The sequence below is a fragment of the Enterococcus sp. AAFC-DPL-6103 genome (assembly GCF_058216595.1).
On the sequence record NZ_CM177102.1, the window covers coordinates 1,962,112 to 1,977,885 of the forward strand.

Sequence of the window (15,774 nt, forward strand, 5' to 3'; positions counted from 1 at the left end):
CGCAGAAAAATTTCAAAGATCCTGTTCTTCCACAAAATAGACAAAAAAAGAAAGTGGGATCACTTTCCCACTTTCTTTTCTTTATTCATTGTTGATTCTGCAAATCAAGCATCAACTGACTAAACTAAGTCAGGATTATTGAAGTAAAAATCTTCAATTCGCTTAAATGCTCCTGGTTCCACGCGTTCGAGTGCTGTGCCGATTTCATCCAAAGCTTCTTGATATTGATTTTCTTTATTGAATAAATAAAGACTCTTATCAATCGCTTCTTTGATTTCTGCATGAGTATGACGGTAACGATTTGCATATTGCAACATTTGTTCAGTCAATGCAGCAGCATCTACTAAGTCATGGGTTTTCTTATCTAGTAATTCCAAATCTTCTTCACAAAGATCAACTAAACGATTGACTTCTTCCATGTTGATTCTTATTTTATTCAACACAACACTTAATTCTTCAATTCGGTCAGTTGCTACATAGAAAAACTCTAGATAATCTTTTGGTAAGCCTGGCAAACGTTGTTTTTCAACGAAACGTTTCAAACTACGCAATTTAAATTCAAAGACATCAATTTTTTCTTGCGCAATCTTTTCACCTTTTCGTAATTCATGTAATGAGTCATCGATTTCAATTTGTTGACTTTCGATATCTTCCAATACTTTGAAAACATTCTTATAAAAAGTCCGTACTTCAGAATATGGAATCTCATGGTTCTCAATTTGTGGTGTCATCTGCGCATTTTGACGCTCGATTTCTTCCACTTCAGATTGGAAACCACGTACTCGACCAATTTCGTTATGATTTAGTGCATAGCTTTGAGAAGTATGATCCAATTCAATCAATAATTGACGATTGTTTTTTGTCGCATGTGTGATATATTCATCAATTGTTGCTTGGTTTTTCATCACATATGCTTTTGCTTCCATTTCTCTTTCTAATACATCATATAACGAATCGATCAAATCAGCTGTTTCACGATTTTCGATTTCAACCGTTTCAACCTCTGTTTTTTCGAGATTCGCAAGTGAACTTTCAATTCGTTTGTTCACACGCGCAATATCGTTCGCAAAATCTTCTTCTGGGAAAACATACTCTTCCTTCAAAAGCTTTGTATAAGTGTCGTTGATCTCTTCGATTTGTTCTGGGAAAGTTGTGTTCAAGTCTTCGAATAAAGGTGGCACTTTTTTCATCCAAGCTTCAACTTCATACGTTCGCTTCTCAGCGTTATCCAAAACTTCACGGGCTTCGACAGGATCACCAGATGTATTTAACGTTACAAATTTAGTGAATTCATCTTCAATTGTCTTAATTTGTTTACGCAACTCAGCGATTGCCGGGCCGTACTCGGTTTCGTCCTCATTGACTTTTTTCTTCAATTCTTCATAGACATCTAAAGCTTGTTGTACAGCTAGAGAGTTCCGTTCTTCCGTTTCACGTAATTCTTTTAGACCATCACGGATTTCAGTAACTTCTTTTTCCATTTTATCCATAGTAGTTTCAGCAACTAGGACAGCTTTCTTGCCTTTTAAAAATCGGAAACTTTCATTGAGGTTCTCAACTTCAAAAATTTGGCTTTCTAACTCAGCAAATGAAGAGGTAGATATGTCGTTCCATTTTTGACTCCATTCACGAAAAGTATTTTGGCTTTGCCCAACCAGATGCATCTTCTTTACATCATCAACTTCTTCTATCACAGGCAAGTCGAATAATTCTTCCTTGCGTTTTTCCAAAGCATTCAACCGGTCTTGATTTTTTTTCTTTAGCAAATAACCAACCAGAAAAACGACGATGGCTACAATAATAATTGCAGTGACGATTCCGATGATAACATTACTTCCCATTTAAGGTTCCTCCGTTTTCAATGTGCATCTCTTTACGCACGAAATAACATTCTTTCACGCATAAAAACCAATAGTAATTTTTCGTGTAAAAAGACATCTATCTTAGATTATAGCACACTCTTTTCGAGCATTCACTAACTTAGAAAAAAATCTTTCATTTTTGTCTAAGGAAAACATAACACAATTTTGGTTATTTAATTTCCGTTCTGAATTGAATTTAATCAGAAACAAGTTCCTTTTTCTCGATGTTTTTTTGTTGTGCTTGCGCAATTTGCTTTGTGATTTCTTGTTTGATTCGCGGCTCAGGCGCAAAATCTTTCGCCCAATTTTCAGGTTTCAGTACTTTATTGGTCACTGGATGGTAATGCGGTTTGTGGTCTGGAAAAAGTTTCCCCATATTTGCTTGATGCACGATATCGAAGATGTTCGTTGGATCAACACCCAAAAGTGAAAATGACCCGTAAGTAAAGTACAAGATATCTGTTAGTGCGTCGACCTGTTCAATTAGTGGTTGCTGACCCCAGTGTTCTTTTTTCAACATTTTTTGTTCTGCTTGGTCGATCGCTTCATGGAGCTTTTGGACAGCCTGATGGAGCTGTTCCTTTTGCCCGTTGGATGTTGCAGCAATCAGTTCAACTAATTCTTCTGCTTTGAATCCTGCACGATAAATCGCTTCTTGTTCTGAAAATGGTGTAGGTTGCTTTGGTTTTCTTGGATCAAATATTGCATGAAATTCTTCGACTTGTTCAAAAGGCGTTTTTTTTGACATATTGGTTCTCTCCTTATACGAATCATAAACTGGTTATTTTGACGTTCCGATTCCAAAGTATTGAAGTGCTGTGAAGATGCCATCTTGATCGTTTGTTTGCGTGACATAATCTGCGACTGCTTTTACACTTGGTTGCCCATTTCCCATTGCGACACCAATACCAACACCTTTTAACATCTCCACATCGTTAAAATGATCACCAAAAGCCATGATTTCTGACATTTCGATGCCTTTTGCTTTGGCAAATGCTCGAATACCTAACAATTTGGAACCGCCCTTAGGAATCATATCAACTGTGTAAGTATTGGAACGTTGAAACGTACACTCTGGGAAAACTTTACTTAATTTTTGTTGTTCCGACTCTGCACTCAATAAAATACATTGATAAACTGGTTCCTTCAGAATTGGCAAAGCCTCGTAACGTTCTTTTTGCCGATGAGGACTAAAAAGTTGTAATAATTTTTTTAATAAACGGACTGGAAATTTTTTTGGTAATAAAGCAACTAACCGTTTGATATTCATTGATTGAGCAAGAAGCATCGTTGATGATCCTTCTAATCGACTTCTTCCTCCAAATAAAATTTGTCGATGGTTTTCATCTGAAAAAGTAACGATTTTTTGCAAAACAGCTGGCGTAAACGGTTGACTGACAATCGTTTCTCTTGCTGTAAAAACGAGTTGTCCATTGTAGACCACATACATATCAAGGTCCAATCCATCCAACATTTCTTCTAATCGTACTGGGCTTCGTCCCGTAGCTACTCCACATAAAATTCCTTGCTTTTGAGCCTCTTGGATTGCCTTTTTTGTTGACGCAAGCACTTTTGAATGACTATTGACAAGTGTCCCATCGATATCAAAAAAGATTGCTTTAATCATTTGTCTTAGACTCCTTCTTAGAATAAGTCAATCTGGGTTGGGTTTAGACCCTCTGGTTCAAGTCCCAAAATATGTTGTAACATCAACGCATTTTCAGCCGCATCTCCGCCAGAATTATTATTGAAAATAATCCCAATTTCCTGCGTCTCATCCTTTAAACTGATGATTTCTTGCGCTAATTCTTCTAGCTCTTTATCAGAATAACGATAAAGTGTTCTCTTTTTTCGCCAATCTGCGTCGTTTGCTTGCCACCCTTGCACATTCCGACCGTGAAAACGAAACAAAGTAAATGTCTCGTTCGTGACAAACAAATCTCTAGGAACCGTTGCATTCAATAGTTGTGGTTCATCAATGATTGCTAATGAAAATTGTGCACGTCGCATAAATTCATGGGTTCGTTCTAAATAGTTTTCGCTATACCAAGAATAGTCACGCAATTCGATTGCGACAGGCAAATCTTTGAACCAAGCATGCAGCTTACGTAAATACGCCACACTTTCTTTTGAACATTTAAATGAAGCAGGAAATTGGATCAAAAAGCAAAATAATTTACCAGCATCAACCATCGGCTTCATTACATCTAAAAATTTATCAATCATTTCTTCTTCAGACTGATAATAATCTTGCCAGTTTCCTTGACCACTAATGCCTTGATAAGCTTTTACAACAAAACGAAAAGAATCAGGCACTTCTTGAATCCATTTTTCAACAGATGTTTTTCTTGGAATTCCATAATAAGCAGTGTCTAATTCAACAAGAGGTAAGAAAGCTGCATACTCAAACAAGGTATTATTTTTTTTACCAGTTAATTTGTCATGTTCTTTAAACGAGGTCAGACCTATACGGATCATCTACTTCCCTCCTAATTTGTTTTAACAAAAAAGTTTTCTAAAAATGAAAAACTCAACTGCATTTTCCTGCTAAAATAGCAGAAAATAAGTTGAGTTATCTAACACTACCGTAAGCACAGTCTTTTATTTGTCTTTTTATCAACAGAATCAACCAAATCTCACTTGTTTTCATAGATAGCAAAACTCTTTTATATAGTATACAATAAGCTTGAAACTCTATGCAAAATTATTGGTAAGGAAGTCGTCGAATGAAAAAAATTCTTGTACTACACACTGGCGGAACAATCGCCATGAAAGAAAATGTTTTAACCGGTGGCGTCAGTCCCGATGTTGCCAATCCATTAATGGATGCGGAAATCGAAATCCCTGAAAATGTGGAGTTATTAGTTGAAGATATCTTTAATCTTCCCTCTCCACACATCATGCCAAATCATATGCTGATGTTGAAAAATCGGATTCAAGAAGCAATCAAAACTGGAGTAACAGGTGTTGTCATCACTCATGGAACAGATACATTAGAAGAAACAGCTTTCTTTTTAGATACAACGATTGGTGAACAACTTCCAATTGTCTTAACAGGTGCGATGCGCTCTAGTAATGAACTTGGTAGTGACGGCTTATATAATTTTGAAAGTGCGATACGAGTGGCTAGTTGTGCTGAAGCAAAAGATAAAGGCGTCCTGATTGTGATGAATGATGAGATTCATTCCGCACGCTACGTCACTAAAACACATACCACGAACGTAGCCACTTTTCGAACACCAACCTTAGGCCCAATTGGTTTAGTTACTAAGAATCGAATTCTTTTTATGCAAGAACTCTTACCTACTCATCACTTAGATATTGACTCAGTTGATGGTGTGATCCCTATTGTAAAGGCCTATGCAGGAATGCATGGAGAATTGATTGAAGCATTGGCTCACACCAAAGTCGATGGCTTGGTCATTGAAGCTCTTGGTGCAGGAAATCTTCCACCACAAACACTTGCTGCATTAAAAAAGCTACTTATTCAAAAAATTCCAGTAGTTCTTGTTTCAAGATGTTTTAATGGAATTGCTGAACCAGTCTATGATTACTCTGGTGGTGGCAAGGAACTGGAAGAGATGGGCGTGATTTTCTGTGATAGCATCAATAGTCAAAAAGCACGATTAAAATTATTAATTGCACTTAACTATGGTCTTTCCGGAAAAGAACTAGTTACATTTATTCATAATTAAAGAAATCAAACTAAAAAGAGGTTGGGAAGTACAAAACATACAGATACCCCAGCCTCTTTTTCATTATTTATTTTCCCATATGATATTCGCTTCGCAGTAAATTTGATCCTGCATTCGAATTTCATGTCTCGTTTTAACCCCATTTTCCACAGAAACTTGTTCAAAATGACTTTCGATTTCGTGACCATACTCAACCTCTTTGTCAAAACGAACCACAACACTTTTTGGTACATGTGTTGTTAAGAAATCACGTCCCAAAACATCAATCATCCAGTTAAAATACATTGCATTATTCACATGCTGATTGCTATCAATGTCATAAAATCGAACGCGATAAGGCAACATGAAACCTGCCTCAATTTTTTCGATTTTAGGTTGTCTTTTGATTTTTTTGATTTTTTCACTTTCAAAAGGTGCGATGATTTCTTCATTAACACTACTCATCTTTCGGTTCACAAAGTCCATCAAAACAAACACAGAATCAATCTTTACTAATTCATTTCCTGCCTCATCATGGATCCAGAAATTTCGATAACAAAAATATTTATTATACTCCATTGCTTGAGTTGTCACATTGACAATTTCACCTACTCGTGGAAGTCGTGTAATTTCCATCGAATAATTAGTGATTACCCATGTCAAACCAAATTTTTTGATAAAGTCACTACTTCTCCCCAATGAATCACTTTGATCCTCTGATGTTTTGATAACGATCCCTAGCATAGCAGGAAAAGTCATCGTTTGATTAATATCACATTCGTAATATGCTACTTCATGTTTTCTGGAATATTTCTTTGCCAAAAAATTATCCTCCTCTTACTTCCAAACTAATAATTGATCAACTTGCGCGCCATAACTTTCGCCAAACATATTCAAGTGAGCAAGTAAATAATATAACTGATAGACGGGTAAACGTTCCTTCCAGCCTTTATCCAGGGGATTTAGTTCTTGATAGCCTGCTAAAAATTCAGGGCGGAGCCCTCCAAATAACTGACTCATTGCTATATCCTGCTCGCGATTACCATATGAAACAGCTGGGTCAATCAACACCGGATGTCCTTGTTGGTCAAAGAAAACATTACCACTCCATAGGTCGCCATGCAAGAGGCTTGGGATAATCTTTTGCTCCCCAACATCACGTAAAAAAGATTCTTTGAATCGGAAAAATTTTTCTTGTCGCCAGTGATTCCAATGATTATTCGTTTCTGCAATCGTGAGTTGTTTTTCTAGGCGATTCTTAAAGAAAAAAGTCCACCAATTTTCTTCAAAAGTATTCGTTTGTTCCAAAATACCTAAATAATTATCTTCATAAAAACCAAATTGTGGTGCCGTTGCTTGATGAATTGTTGCCAAGGCACGTCCTAAATCTGCCTGATTCCCACTTCCAGGCTCGATCCATTCCATTAGTAAGTAAGCTCCATCGAATGTTTCCCCTAATAAATAAGTTTCAGGAACTCGGACATAAGGTGCCAATTCTTTCAGTCCATTCACTTCTACTTCAAAAAAACGACGTTTGACTTTTGGATGAATCTTCAGAAAATAAGTTCTCGTTTGTTCTTCAATTCGATATGCCTGATTGACATCACCACCAGCAATTGGTACAACTTTCCCAGTCAAATTTAATTCTTTTAGCACGGATTGAATTTCCATCTTATTTTCCCCCTAAATAACTCAGCCCTTTCACTTCCCAGTTGCCAACAGCACTCGTTTAATCTTTCTGTTATTAAAAATTATAGCATAGCTGATTAAAAAAACGTTGTTCATCGATTGAAAAGCAAATCAAAACAACCCCGTTCAGAGCAAATCAAATAAATGATTTATCTAAACGGGATTATTTGAGTCCTTGATAACTGAGTATTCAGGTTGTATATTTATTGGATTAAGCTAAAGCGCCCATTGGATCCCAAGGTGCTAAAACAATTGGTTCTGCATTGAATGCTTCAAGTTGTTCTTTCGTTAATAAATCTTTTCGAACAACGATTTGATAAGTATACTCATCCATCCATTCATCACTCATTACAAAGAAACCTTTTGTTCCAACTTTTTCTCCCCAACTATTCTCAACTTTCCATTTAGTTGATTTGTCGTCTACTAGATCAACGCCAGTTAAGACCATTGCATGGGTCATCAAACTCTCACCAAAATCTAAACGTTCTGCTTTAGTCATTGTAAAATCAACATCGAATAAATCATTCATATCATACGCATCTAACGCCATGATCCCACTATCTCTAGTTGAAGATTGACCTACATCGCAGCCAAACCAAACAGATTCTCCTTGTTCTAATTGTGCAATCGCTAATTTTTTAAATGTCGGCATATCCACATTTAGATATTTAACTTCTTTTCCACCAACGACATTACCTAACATTTCAACTGTATATGAACGATCAAAAGGCTTGTCTTCAGTTGGTGCATTAATGATACTGACATAGTCATCCAAATTCACGCCCACATATTTATCATAAAAAGTTTTCGGTGTTAGGTTTTGGTCGATATGGTAATTTTTTTCTTCATCACGGTATTCAAAATCAAAAGATTCTGGTGGTGTACCTAATGAAATCGCCAAAAATTGATAGACTTCTTTAAGCATTGCTTCTTTCTTAGCTTGTATTTCTGCTTCAGGTGATCCTTTAGCAACTAATTCACGCAAAGTAACTGCATCTTTACGCAGCATTTTATTCAAATAATTATTTAAGTCGCGAGAATTAGAACTATTTGCGCTTTCTGGCATAACAGACTTAGGTACTACTCCATATTTTTGGAATAAAGAAACAATCATATCCCATTGCCCGCCATCTTGTTGTGGTGTTGCTAACAAGAAAGCCACTTTACGACTTGTTAAGTCTTCTTTACCAGTTGCAATAACATTTTCATAGAAATAATTTGCTTTTTCATATTTATCCCAGAAAAAAGTATAATTCTGTGATAATTCAAAATCCTTTAGTTGAAATTGTGTAAGCATTTTATGACGGAACGTATTCAATGCTGCAAACATCCAGCAGCGTCCAGATTGCTTTTGATTCGCAACATTCCCTGTTGCTAGATCAATTGAAAATACGGGTGTATTCGCAACGTGAGCAGAAATATTCTCTGCAGATGCAGAAATTCCATTTTTCACAACCGTACGTTGTAACGCCTGTTGTTTATTATTTTCTAGAAACTGTTCCTCAAACTTTTTTGTCATCTCAGGTGTAATAGCTGACATCCAATCATCCTTTCCAAATCCATGATATAATCACCATTCTACTCTTCTGCTCTAATAATTACAATCTGCCAAACAGACTTTCCTAGCAATCCTCTATTCAAAGGAAAACAAAAAAACACAACTCCAAAAAGTTGTGTTTTTTTATTCTTACTCCGGCAGTAGGACTCGAACCTACGACATCATGATTAACAGTCATGCGCTACTACCAACTGAGCTATGCCGGAATTAAGTACAAGAATATAATAGCAATTTATTTTACCACGTGCAATACTTTTTTTGTTTTTTTTTATATTTTTAGCTAAAAAATTATCGCTCTTTCCATTATTTTTAAATAAACCAATCTCTTTTATTCTTCATAAAGCACTACTGAAAATACAACTCTCACTGACGTATTTTAATTTATTACGTCCACTTTTCACCATAAATAGGATTGACAAATTTCATTATTTTCGCTATTCTATTAGTTGTGAAAATATTCATGCCGCTTTAGCTCAGCTGGTAGAGCACCACCATGGTAAGGTGGGGGTCGACGGTTCAAGCCCGTCAAGTGGCTTCCTTAAATAGCACAATACGTTGTTAAAACAGCGTATCTGTGCTGTTTTTTTATTAAGAAAGAAAAAAACTTCAGTTGTCAATACAGATTTCAAAGATGAAAAACTATTAACAGGTAGCTTATGACCACATTTTTTAACTGTTATTCTTTTGGCTAATGACAATCCATTAATATCGGAATTTATATTCCATTATCTAGTTGGTATTCTTTCATTGATTTAATGAGGACTATTCTTATATTTATGATTGCTACTTGGTGTTATCTAATTTTAAATTAGCCAATCTTTCTTTTATAAAAGAGGAACTCCAGTGACATCAAGTATTTCTCATGCCAGTCCTCCTTTTTGGACTAGGAACTTACATTCTTATCAGCAGTGGCGCTGAACTAAAAAACTCTCTTGTGTATACAATTTTTATACACAAGAGAGTTTTTCTTATTTAATTAACGAGTTACACAATTTTATTAGGACGAAGATCTACTAATTGAACATGGCTATCTAGCATACCACTGGGCCCCGATAACTTGAATACACCTAGTCGTGTATCAAGCGACAACGTCATCGCCTCGTCCATATACATCTTGGAGTAGTCTTTCACATAAAGCTCGCCAACATCACTATCCAAAACTAATTGATAGTCTTCTTTTTTTTGTGCTTTATCTAAAACTAATAGACGAAAACTAGTGTCTAATGAACAAACTCCCATTTTAGAATACGCACCTACACCATCATCGAGATCAAGAATCACGACTGCCTCTTCATCTAAATATTTTTGTAATCGTTCTTGTGCTTCAGTAGAAATTTTTAAATACATTATTTAAAACCTCCTTATTCTTCCAAAAAAATGCTAACACATATCAATAAATATAGCGAGTCACTTGCTTCATCAGCTAATACAACAAAAAAGAAGGAAGAAATCGTAATGATTTCTTCCTTCTTTTTAATACTCCGGCAGTAGGACTCGAACCTACGACATCATGATTAACAGTCATGCGCTACTACCAACTGAGCTATGCCGGAATAATACCAGCGTGGCGACGTCCTACTCTCACAAGGGGCAACCCCTCACTACAATCGGCGCTAAGAAGCTTAACTTCTGTGTTCGGCATGGTTACAGGTGTATCCTTCTCGCTATCGCCACCACACTGTGGTGTTATCTTATTGAGTTTGCTTTTGCTCACTCAAAACTGGATTTGAAGTAATCTCAAACTCTTCCGAGTTTTTTCTTTTACCATTCTTGGTTAAGTCCTCGATCGATTAGTATCAGTCCGCTCCATACATCACTGTACTTCCACTTCTGACCTATCTACCTGATCATCTCTCAGGGATCTTACTTTCTTAAAGAAATGGGAAATCTCATCTTGAGGTGGGCTTCACACTTAGATGCTTTCAGCGTTTATCCCTTCCCTACATAGCTACCCAGCAATGCCCTTGGCAGAACAACTGGTACACCAGCGGTAAGTCCATCCCGGTCCTCTCGTACTAAGGACAGCTCCTCTCAAATTTCCAACGCCCGCGACGGATAGGGACCGAACTGTCTCACGACGTTCTGAACCCAGCTCGCGTGCCGCTTTAATGGGCGAACAGCCCAACCCTTGGGACCGACTACAGCCCCAGGATGCGACGAGCCGACATCGAGGTGCCAAACCTCCCCGTCGATGTGGACTCTTGGGGGAGATAAGCCTGTTATCCCCAGGGTAGCTTTTATCCGTTGAGCGATGGCCCTTCCATGCGGAACCACCGGATCACTAAGCCCGACTTTCGTCCCTGCTCGACTTGTTGGTCTCGCAGTCAAGCTCCCTTCTGCCTTTACACTCTTCGAATGATTTCCAACCATTCTGAGGGAACCTTTGGGCGCCTCCGTTACCTTTTAGGAGGCGACCGCCCCAGTCAAACTGCCCATCTGACACTGTCTCCCACCACGATTAGTGGTGCGGGTTAGAGTGGCCATAACGCAGGGGTAGTATCCCACCAGCGCCTCCATCGAAACTAGCGTTCCGATTTCTACGGCTCCTACCTATCCTGTACATGCGGTACAGACACTCAATATCAAACTACAGTAAAGCTCCATGGGGTCTTTCCGTCCTGTCGCGGGTAACCTGCATCTTCACAGGTACTAAAATTTCACCGAGTCTCTCGTTGAGACAGTGCCCAAATCGTTACGCCTTTCGTGCGGGTCGGAACTTACCCGACAAGGAATTTCGCTACCTTAGGACCGTTATAGTTACGGCCGCCGTTTACTGGGGCTTCAATTCGTACCTTCGCTTACGCTAAGCACTCCTCTTAACCTTCCAGCACCGGGCAGGCGTCAGCCCCTATACTTCATCTTACGATTTTGCAGAGACCTGTGTTTTTGATAAACAGTCGCTTGGGCCTATTCACTGCGGCTGATCTGACGATCAGCACCCCTTCTCCCGAAGTTACGGGGTCATTTTGCCGAGTTCCTTAACGAGAGTTCTCTCGCTCACCTTAGGATTCTCTCCTCGACTACCTGTGTCGGTTTGCGGTACGGGCCATTGTTTTCTCACTAGAAGCTTTTCTTGGCAGTGTGACATCAGGAACTTCGGTACTATTATTTCCCTCCCCATCACAGCTTGTCCTTAAAAGATTAAGCATTTGACTCAACCTAAGACTTACTGCTTGGACAGACATTTCCAATCGTCTGCTTTCCTTAGCCTCCTGCGTCCCTCCATTGCTCAAACAAAAACAACGGGTACAGGAATATCAACCTGTTATCCATCGCCTACGCCTTTCGGCCTCGGCTTAGGTCCCGACTAACCCTGGGCGGACGAGCCTTCCCCAGGAAACCTTAGTCATTCGGTGGACAGGATTCTCACCTGTCTTTCGCTACTCATACCGGCATTCTCACTTCTAAGCGCTCCAGTAGTCCTCACGATCTACCTTCAACGCCCTTAGAACGCTCTCCTACCATAACACCATAGGTGTTATCCACAGCTTCGGTAATATGTTTAGCCCCGGTACATTTTCGGCGCAGGGTCACTCGACTAGTGAGCTATTACGCACTCTTTAAATGGTGGCTGCTTCTGAGCCAACATCCTAGTTGTCTGTGCAACCCCACATCCTTTTCCACTTAACATATATTTTGGGACCTTAGCTGGTGGTCTGGGCTGTTTCCCTTTCGACTATGGATCTTATCACTCACAGTCTGACTCCCGGATATGAATGAATGGCATTCGGAGTTTATCTGAATTCGGTAACCCGAGATGGGCCCCTAGTCCAAACAGTGCTCTACCTCCATCATTCTCAATTCCGAGGCTAGCCCTAAAGCTATTTCGGAGAGAACCAGCTATCTCCAAGTTCGTTTGGAATTTCTCCGCTACCCACACCTCATCCCCGCACTTTTCAACGTACGTGGGTTCGGTCCTCCAGTGCGTTTTACCGCACCTTCAACCTGGACATGGGTAGATCACATGGTTTCGGGTCTACGACTACATACTCAAACGCCCTATTCAGACTCGCTTTCGCTACGGCTCCGTCTCTTCGACTTAACCTCGCATGCAATCGTAACTCGCCGGTTCATTCTACAAAAGGCACGCCATCACCCATTAACGGGCTTTGACTTGTTGTAGGCACACGGTTTCAGGTTCTATTTCACTCCCCTTCCGGGGTGCTTTTCACCTTTCCCTCACGGTACTGGTTCACTATCGGTCACTAGGGAGTATTTAGCCTTGGGAGATGGTCCTCCCGGATTCCGACGGAATTCCTCGTGTTCCGCCGTACTCAGGATCCTCCTAGGTGCTTTCCAAATTTCATCTACGGGGTTTTTACCCTCTTTGACTGACTTTTCCAAGTCATTCGATTATCTGAAAAAACTACCATATCGGAGTCCTACAACCCCAACAAGCAAGCTTGTTGGTTTGGGCTTTTCCCGTTTCGCTCGCCGCTACTCAGGGAATCGAATTTTCTTTCTCTTCCTGCAGGTACTTAGATGTTTCAGTTCTCTGCGTCTACCTCAAATATGCTATGTATTCACATATTTGTAACATCCTATAAAAGATGCTGGGTTCCCCCATTCGGAAATCTCTGGATCATAGCTTACGTACAGCTCCCCAAAGCATATCGGTGTTAGTCCCGTCCTTCATCGGCTCCTAGTGCCAAGGCATCCACCGTGCGCCCTTATTCACTTAACCTTATCAACCTTACGGTTGGGTTTTGACTTCATTTCTAGCGATAGAAACGTGTCAAGAAAAATAAGCAATTGAACTTATTAAAAAACTCATTCAACGCGGTGTTCTCGGTTTGTTTTGATCTTACTTCAAATATCCAGTTTTCAATGAACAAAATGTTTTGAGAGTAAACCTCTCAAAACTGAACAAAGTAATAATGACAAACCTGTGTAGTCTCCGTAATATTCCTTAGAAAGGAGGTGATCCAGCCGCACCTTCCGATACGGCTACCTTGTTACGACTTCACCCCAATCATCTATCCCACCTTAGGCGGCTGGCTCCAAAAGGTTACCTCACCGACTTCGGGTGTTACAAACTTTCGTGGTGTGACGGGCGGTGTGTACAAGGCCCGGGAACGTATTCACCGCGGCGTGCTGATCCGCGATTACTAGCGATTCCGGCTTCATGTAGGCGAGTTGCAGCCTACAATCCGAACTGAGAGAAGCTTTAAGAGATTAGCTTAGCCTCGCGACTTCGCGACTCGTTGTACTTCCCATTGTAGCACGTGTGTAGCCCAGGTCATAAGGGGCATGATGATTTGACGTCATCCCCACCTTCCTCCGGTTTGTCACCGGCAGTCTTGCTAGAGTGCCCAACTTAATGATGGCAACTAACAATAAGGGTTGCGCTCGTTGCGGGACTTAACCCAACATCTCACGACACGAGCTGACGACAACCATGCACCACCTGTCACTTTGCCCCCGAAGGGGAAGCTCTATCTCTAGAGTGGTCAAAGGATGTCAAGACCTGGTAAGGTTCTTCGCGTTGCTTCGAATTAAACCACATGCTCCACCGCTTGTGCGGGCCCCCGTCAATTCCTTTGAGTTTCAACCTTGCGGTCGTACTCCCCAGGCGGAGTGCTTAATGCGTTAGCTGCAGCACTGAAGGGCGGAAACCCTCCAACACTTAGCACTCATCGTTTACGGCGTGGACTACCAGGGTATCTAATCCTGTTTGCTCCCCACGCTTTCGAGCCTCAGCGTCAGTTACAGACCAGAGAGTCGCCTTCGCCACTGGTGTTCCTCCATATATCTACGCATTTCACCGCTACACATGGAATTCCACTCTCCTCTTCTGCACTCAAGTCTCCCAGTTTCCAATGACCCTCCCCGGTTGAGCCGGGGGCTTTCACATCAGACTTAAGAAACCGCCTGCGCTCGCTTTACGCCCAATAAATCCGGACAACGCTTGCCACCTACGTATTACCGCGGCTGCTGGCACGTAGTTAGCCGTGGCTTTCTGGTTAGATACCGTCAAGGGATGAACAGTTACTCTCATCCTTGTTCTTCTCTAACAACAGAGTTTTACGATCCGAAAACCTTCTTCACTCACGCGGCGTTGCTCGGTCAGACTTTCGTCCATTGCCGAAGATTCCCTACTGCTGCCTCCCGTAGGAGTTTGGGCCGTGTCTCAGTCCCAATGTGGCCGATCACCCTCTCAGGTCGGCTATGCATCGTGGCCTTGGTGAGCCGTTACCTCACCAACTAGCTAATGCACCGCGGGTCCATCCATCAGCGACACCCGAAAGCGCCTTTCAAATCAAAACCATGCGGTTTCGATTGTTATACGGTATTAGCACCTGTTTCCAAGTGTTATCCCCTTCTGATGGGCAGGTTACCCACGTGTTACTCACCCGTTCGCCACTCCTTTTCTTTCGGTGGAGCAAGCTCCGGTGAAAGAAAAAGCGTACGACTTGCATGTATTAGGCACGCCGCCAGCGTTCGTCCTGAGCCAGGATCAAACTCTCATAATAAAAGTTAGAACAATCTTTCGATTGTTAAGCTCAATTTGTTTGCTAGCATATTGCTTGCTGTTTAAAAATGTTTGTTGTCTTGAATTGAATCAAGACGCCCTACACATTTGGTTTGTCTTACTTTGTTCAGTTTTCAAAGGTCTACTTGAATTGCCGTAGCAACTTTTATATCATATCAGAGCGACGTTTGAATGTCAACTCTTTTTTGAAAAAGTTTTTTTCGATTTCGTTTAAGAAATCTTTCAGCAACTCGTTTATCATATCGCATCATTTGTTATTTGTCAAGAACTTTTTTGAAGTTTTTCTTGATGAAATCAAGCTTCATAAGAGGTTCTTTTTAAACGACTCAGTTATCTTATCATGTGATAACTCACAAGTCAACAACTATTTTTCATGTTATTTACGAAAGTTTCATGAATGTTACTTTCGCTTCAACGTTGTCTAATTTATCATTCTTTTTTTGATTGGTCAACTGCAATTTTGATCATTTTTAAACTATCTATTATTTGTTTTTCTCC

9 protein-coding genes, 3 tRNA genes and 3 rRNA genes are annotated in these 15,774 nt (G+C 40.2%); 2 read left to right on the forward strand and 13 right to left on the reverse strand.

From position 1 onward, the window contains the following. Window positions 1-119: 119 nt before the first annotated feature. The 4 genes from AC4BC3_RS09330 to AC4BC3_RS09345 all read right to left on the reverse strand — a co-directional run bounded on the left by AC4BC3_RS09330 (window position 120) and on the right by AC4BC3_RS09345 (window position 4,340). Window positions 120-1,841: a septation ring formation regulator EzrA gene (locus AC4BC3_RS09330; RefSeq protein WP_206907572.1), complete on the reverse strand. Its 1,722-nt coding sequence runs from the start codon at window positions 1,839-1,841 to the stop codon at window positions 120-122. A 217-nt stretch (window positions 1,842-2,058) separates the two neighbouring features. Continuing rightward, complete coding sequence (locus AC4BC3_RS09335; RefSeq protein WP_206907574.1) at window positions 2,059-2,610, reverse strand: pyrophosphohydrolase domain-containing protein; 552 nt, start codon at window positions 2,608-2,610, stop codon at window positions 2,059-2,061. A gap of 33 nt (window positions 2,611-2,643) precedes the next feature. Then, complete coding sequence (locus AC4BC3_RS09340) at window positions 2,644-3,489, reverse strand: Cof-type HAD-IIB family hydrolase (RefSeq protein WP_206907575.1); 846 nt, start codon at window positions 3,487-3,489, stop codon at window positions 2,644-2,646. Window positions 3,490-3,506: 17 nt separating this feature from the next. Continuing rightward, the gene (locus AC4BC3_RS09345; RefSeq protein ID WP_206907577.1) at window positions 3,507-4,340 is read right to left on the reverse strand and encodes a DUF72 domain-containing protein; all 834 of its coding nucleotides are present in this window, start codon (window positions 4,338-4,340) and stop codon (window positions 3,507-3,509) included. Window positions 4,341-4,588: 248 nt separating this feature from the next. On the opposite strand from AC4BC3_RS09345, the gene AC4BC3_RS09350 reads away from it, so the two are divergent. After that, window positions 4,589-5,557 (forward strand): asparaginase, encoded by a 969-nt coding sequence (locus AC4BC3_RS09350; RefSeq protein WP_206907578.1) that lies wholly within the window; start codon window positions 4,589-4,591, stop codon window positions 5,555-5,557. A 63-nt stretch (window positions 5,558-5,620) separates the two neighbouring features. Here AC4BC3_RS09350 and AC4BC3_RS09355 read toward each other — a convergent pair whose 3' ends face one another. The 4 genes from AC4BC3_RS09355 to AC4BC3_RS09370 form a co-directional block, all read right to left on the reverse strand. Further along, window positions 5,621-6,358, reverse strand: coding sequence for an acyl-ACP thioesterase domain-containing protein (locus AC4BC3_RS09355; protein ID WP_490466348.1), 738 nt, complete (start codon window positions 6,356-6,358; stop codon window positions 5,621-5,623). Between the two features lie 15 nt (window positions 6,359-6,373). Continuing rightward, a complete protein-coding gene (locus AC4BC3_RS09360) occupies window positions 6,374-7,207 on the reverse strand; it encodes a fructosamine kinase family protein (protein WP_490466349.1) in 834 nt (277 codons plus the stop codon). A 229-nt stretch (window positions 7,208-7,436) separates the two neighbouring features. After that, window positions 7,437-8,765, reverse strand: coding sequence for a C1 family peptidase (locus tag AC4BC3_RS09365; protein WP_490466350.1), 1,329 nt, complete (start codon window positions 8,763-8,765; stop codon window positions 7,437-7,439). A 150-nt stretch (window positions 8,766-8,915) separates the two neighbouring features. Beyond that, window positions 8,916-8,989: transfer RNA gene (locus AC4BC3_RS09370), tRNA-Asn, on the reverse strand. Between the two features lie 256 nt (window positions 8,990-9,245). Between AC4BC3_RS09370 and AC4BC3_RS09375 the strand changes: the two genes are divergently transcribed. Then, window positions 9,246-9,318, forward strand: a tRNA-Thr gene (locus tag AC4BC3_RS09375). Between the two features lie 449 nt (window positions 9,319-9,767). On the opposite strand, the gene AC4BC3_RS09380 is transcribed toward AC4BC3_RS09375, so the two are convergent. From AC4BC3_RS09380 to AC4BC3_RS09400, 5 genes are all read right to left on the reverse strand, one after another. Further along, window positions 9,768-10,130 carry an iron-sulfur cluster biosynthesis family protein gene (locus AC4BC3_RS09380; RefSeq protein ID WP_206907586.1) on the reverse strand — a complete coding sequence of 121 codons (363 nt, stop codon included), beginning with the start codon at window positions 10,128-10,130 and terminating at the stop codon, window positions 9,768-9,770. Between the two features lie 132 nt (window positions 10,131-10,262). After that, window positions 10,263-10,336: transfer RNA gene (locus AC4BC3_RS09385), tRNA-Asn, on the reverse strand. 9 nt (window positions 10,337-10,345) lie between these two features. Beyond that, a 5S ribosomal RNA gene (rrf, locus tag AC4BC3_RS09390) occupies window positions 10,346-10,461 on the reverse strand. A 92-nt stretch (window positions 10,462-10,553) separates the two neighbouring features. Further along, window positions 10,554-13,467 (reverse strand): 23S ribosomal RNA (locus AC4BC3_RS09395). Window positions 13,468-13,696: 229 nt separating this feature from the next. Beyond that, a 16S ribosomal RNA gene (locus AC4BC3_RS09400) occupies window positions 13,697-15,256 on the reverse strand. Together the 16S, 23S and 5S rRNA genes with 1 tRNA gene alongside form the textbook arrangement of a ribosomal RNA operon. Window positions 15,257-15,774: the final 518 nt, after the last annotated feature.

Coding starts and splice junctions, on each gene's coding strand:
- AC4BC3_RS09335 (WP_206907574.1), bottom strand. CDS start 2,610: ATGTCAAAAAAAACGCCTTTTGAACAAGTCGAAGAATTTCATGCAATA.
- AC4BC3_RS09350 (WP_206907578.1), top strand. CDS start 4,589: ATGAAAAAAATTCTTGTACTACACACTGGCGGAACAATCGCCATGAAA.
- AC4BC3_RS09340 (WP_206907575.1), bottom strand. CDS start 3,489: ATGATTAAAGCAATCTTTTTTGATATCGATGGGACACTTGTCAATAGT.
- AC4BC3_RS09380 (WP_206907586.1), bottom strand. CDS start 10,130: ATGTATTTAAAAATTTCTACTGAAGCACAAGAACGATTACAAAAATAT.
- AC4BC3_RS09360 (WP_490466349.1), bottom strand. CDS start 7,207: ATGGAAATTCAATCCGTGCTAAAAGAATTAAATTTGACTGGGAAAGTT.
- AC4BC3_RS09345 (WP_206907577.1), bottom strand. CDS start 4,340: ATGATCCGTATAGGTCTGACCTCGTTTAAAGAACATGACAAATTAACT.
- AC4BC3_RS09330 (WP_206907572.1), bottom strand. CDS start 1,841: ATGGGAAGTAATGTTATCATCGGAATCGTCACTGCAATTATTATTGTA.
- AC4BC3_RS09365 (WP_490466350.1), bottom strand. CDS start 8,765: ATGTCAGCTATTACACCTGAGATGACAAAAAAGTTTGAGGAACAGTTT.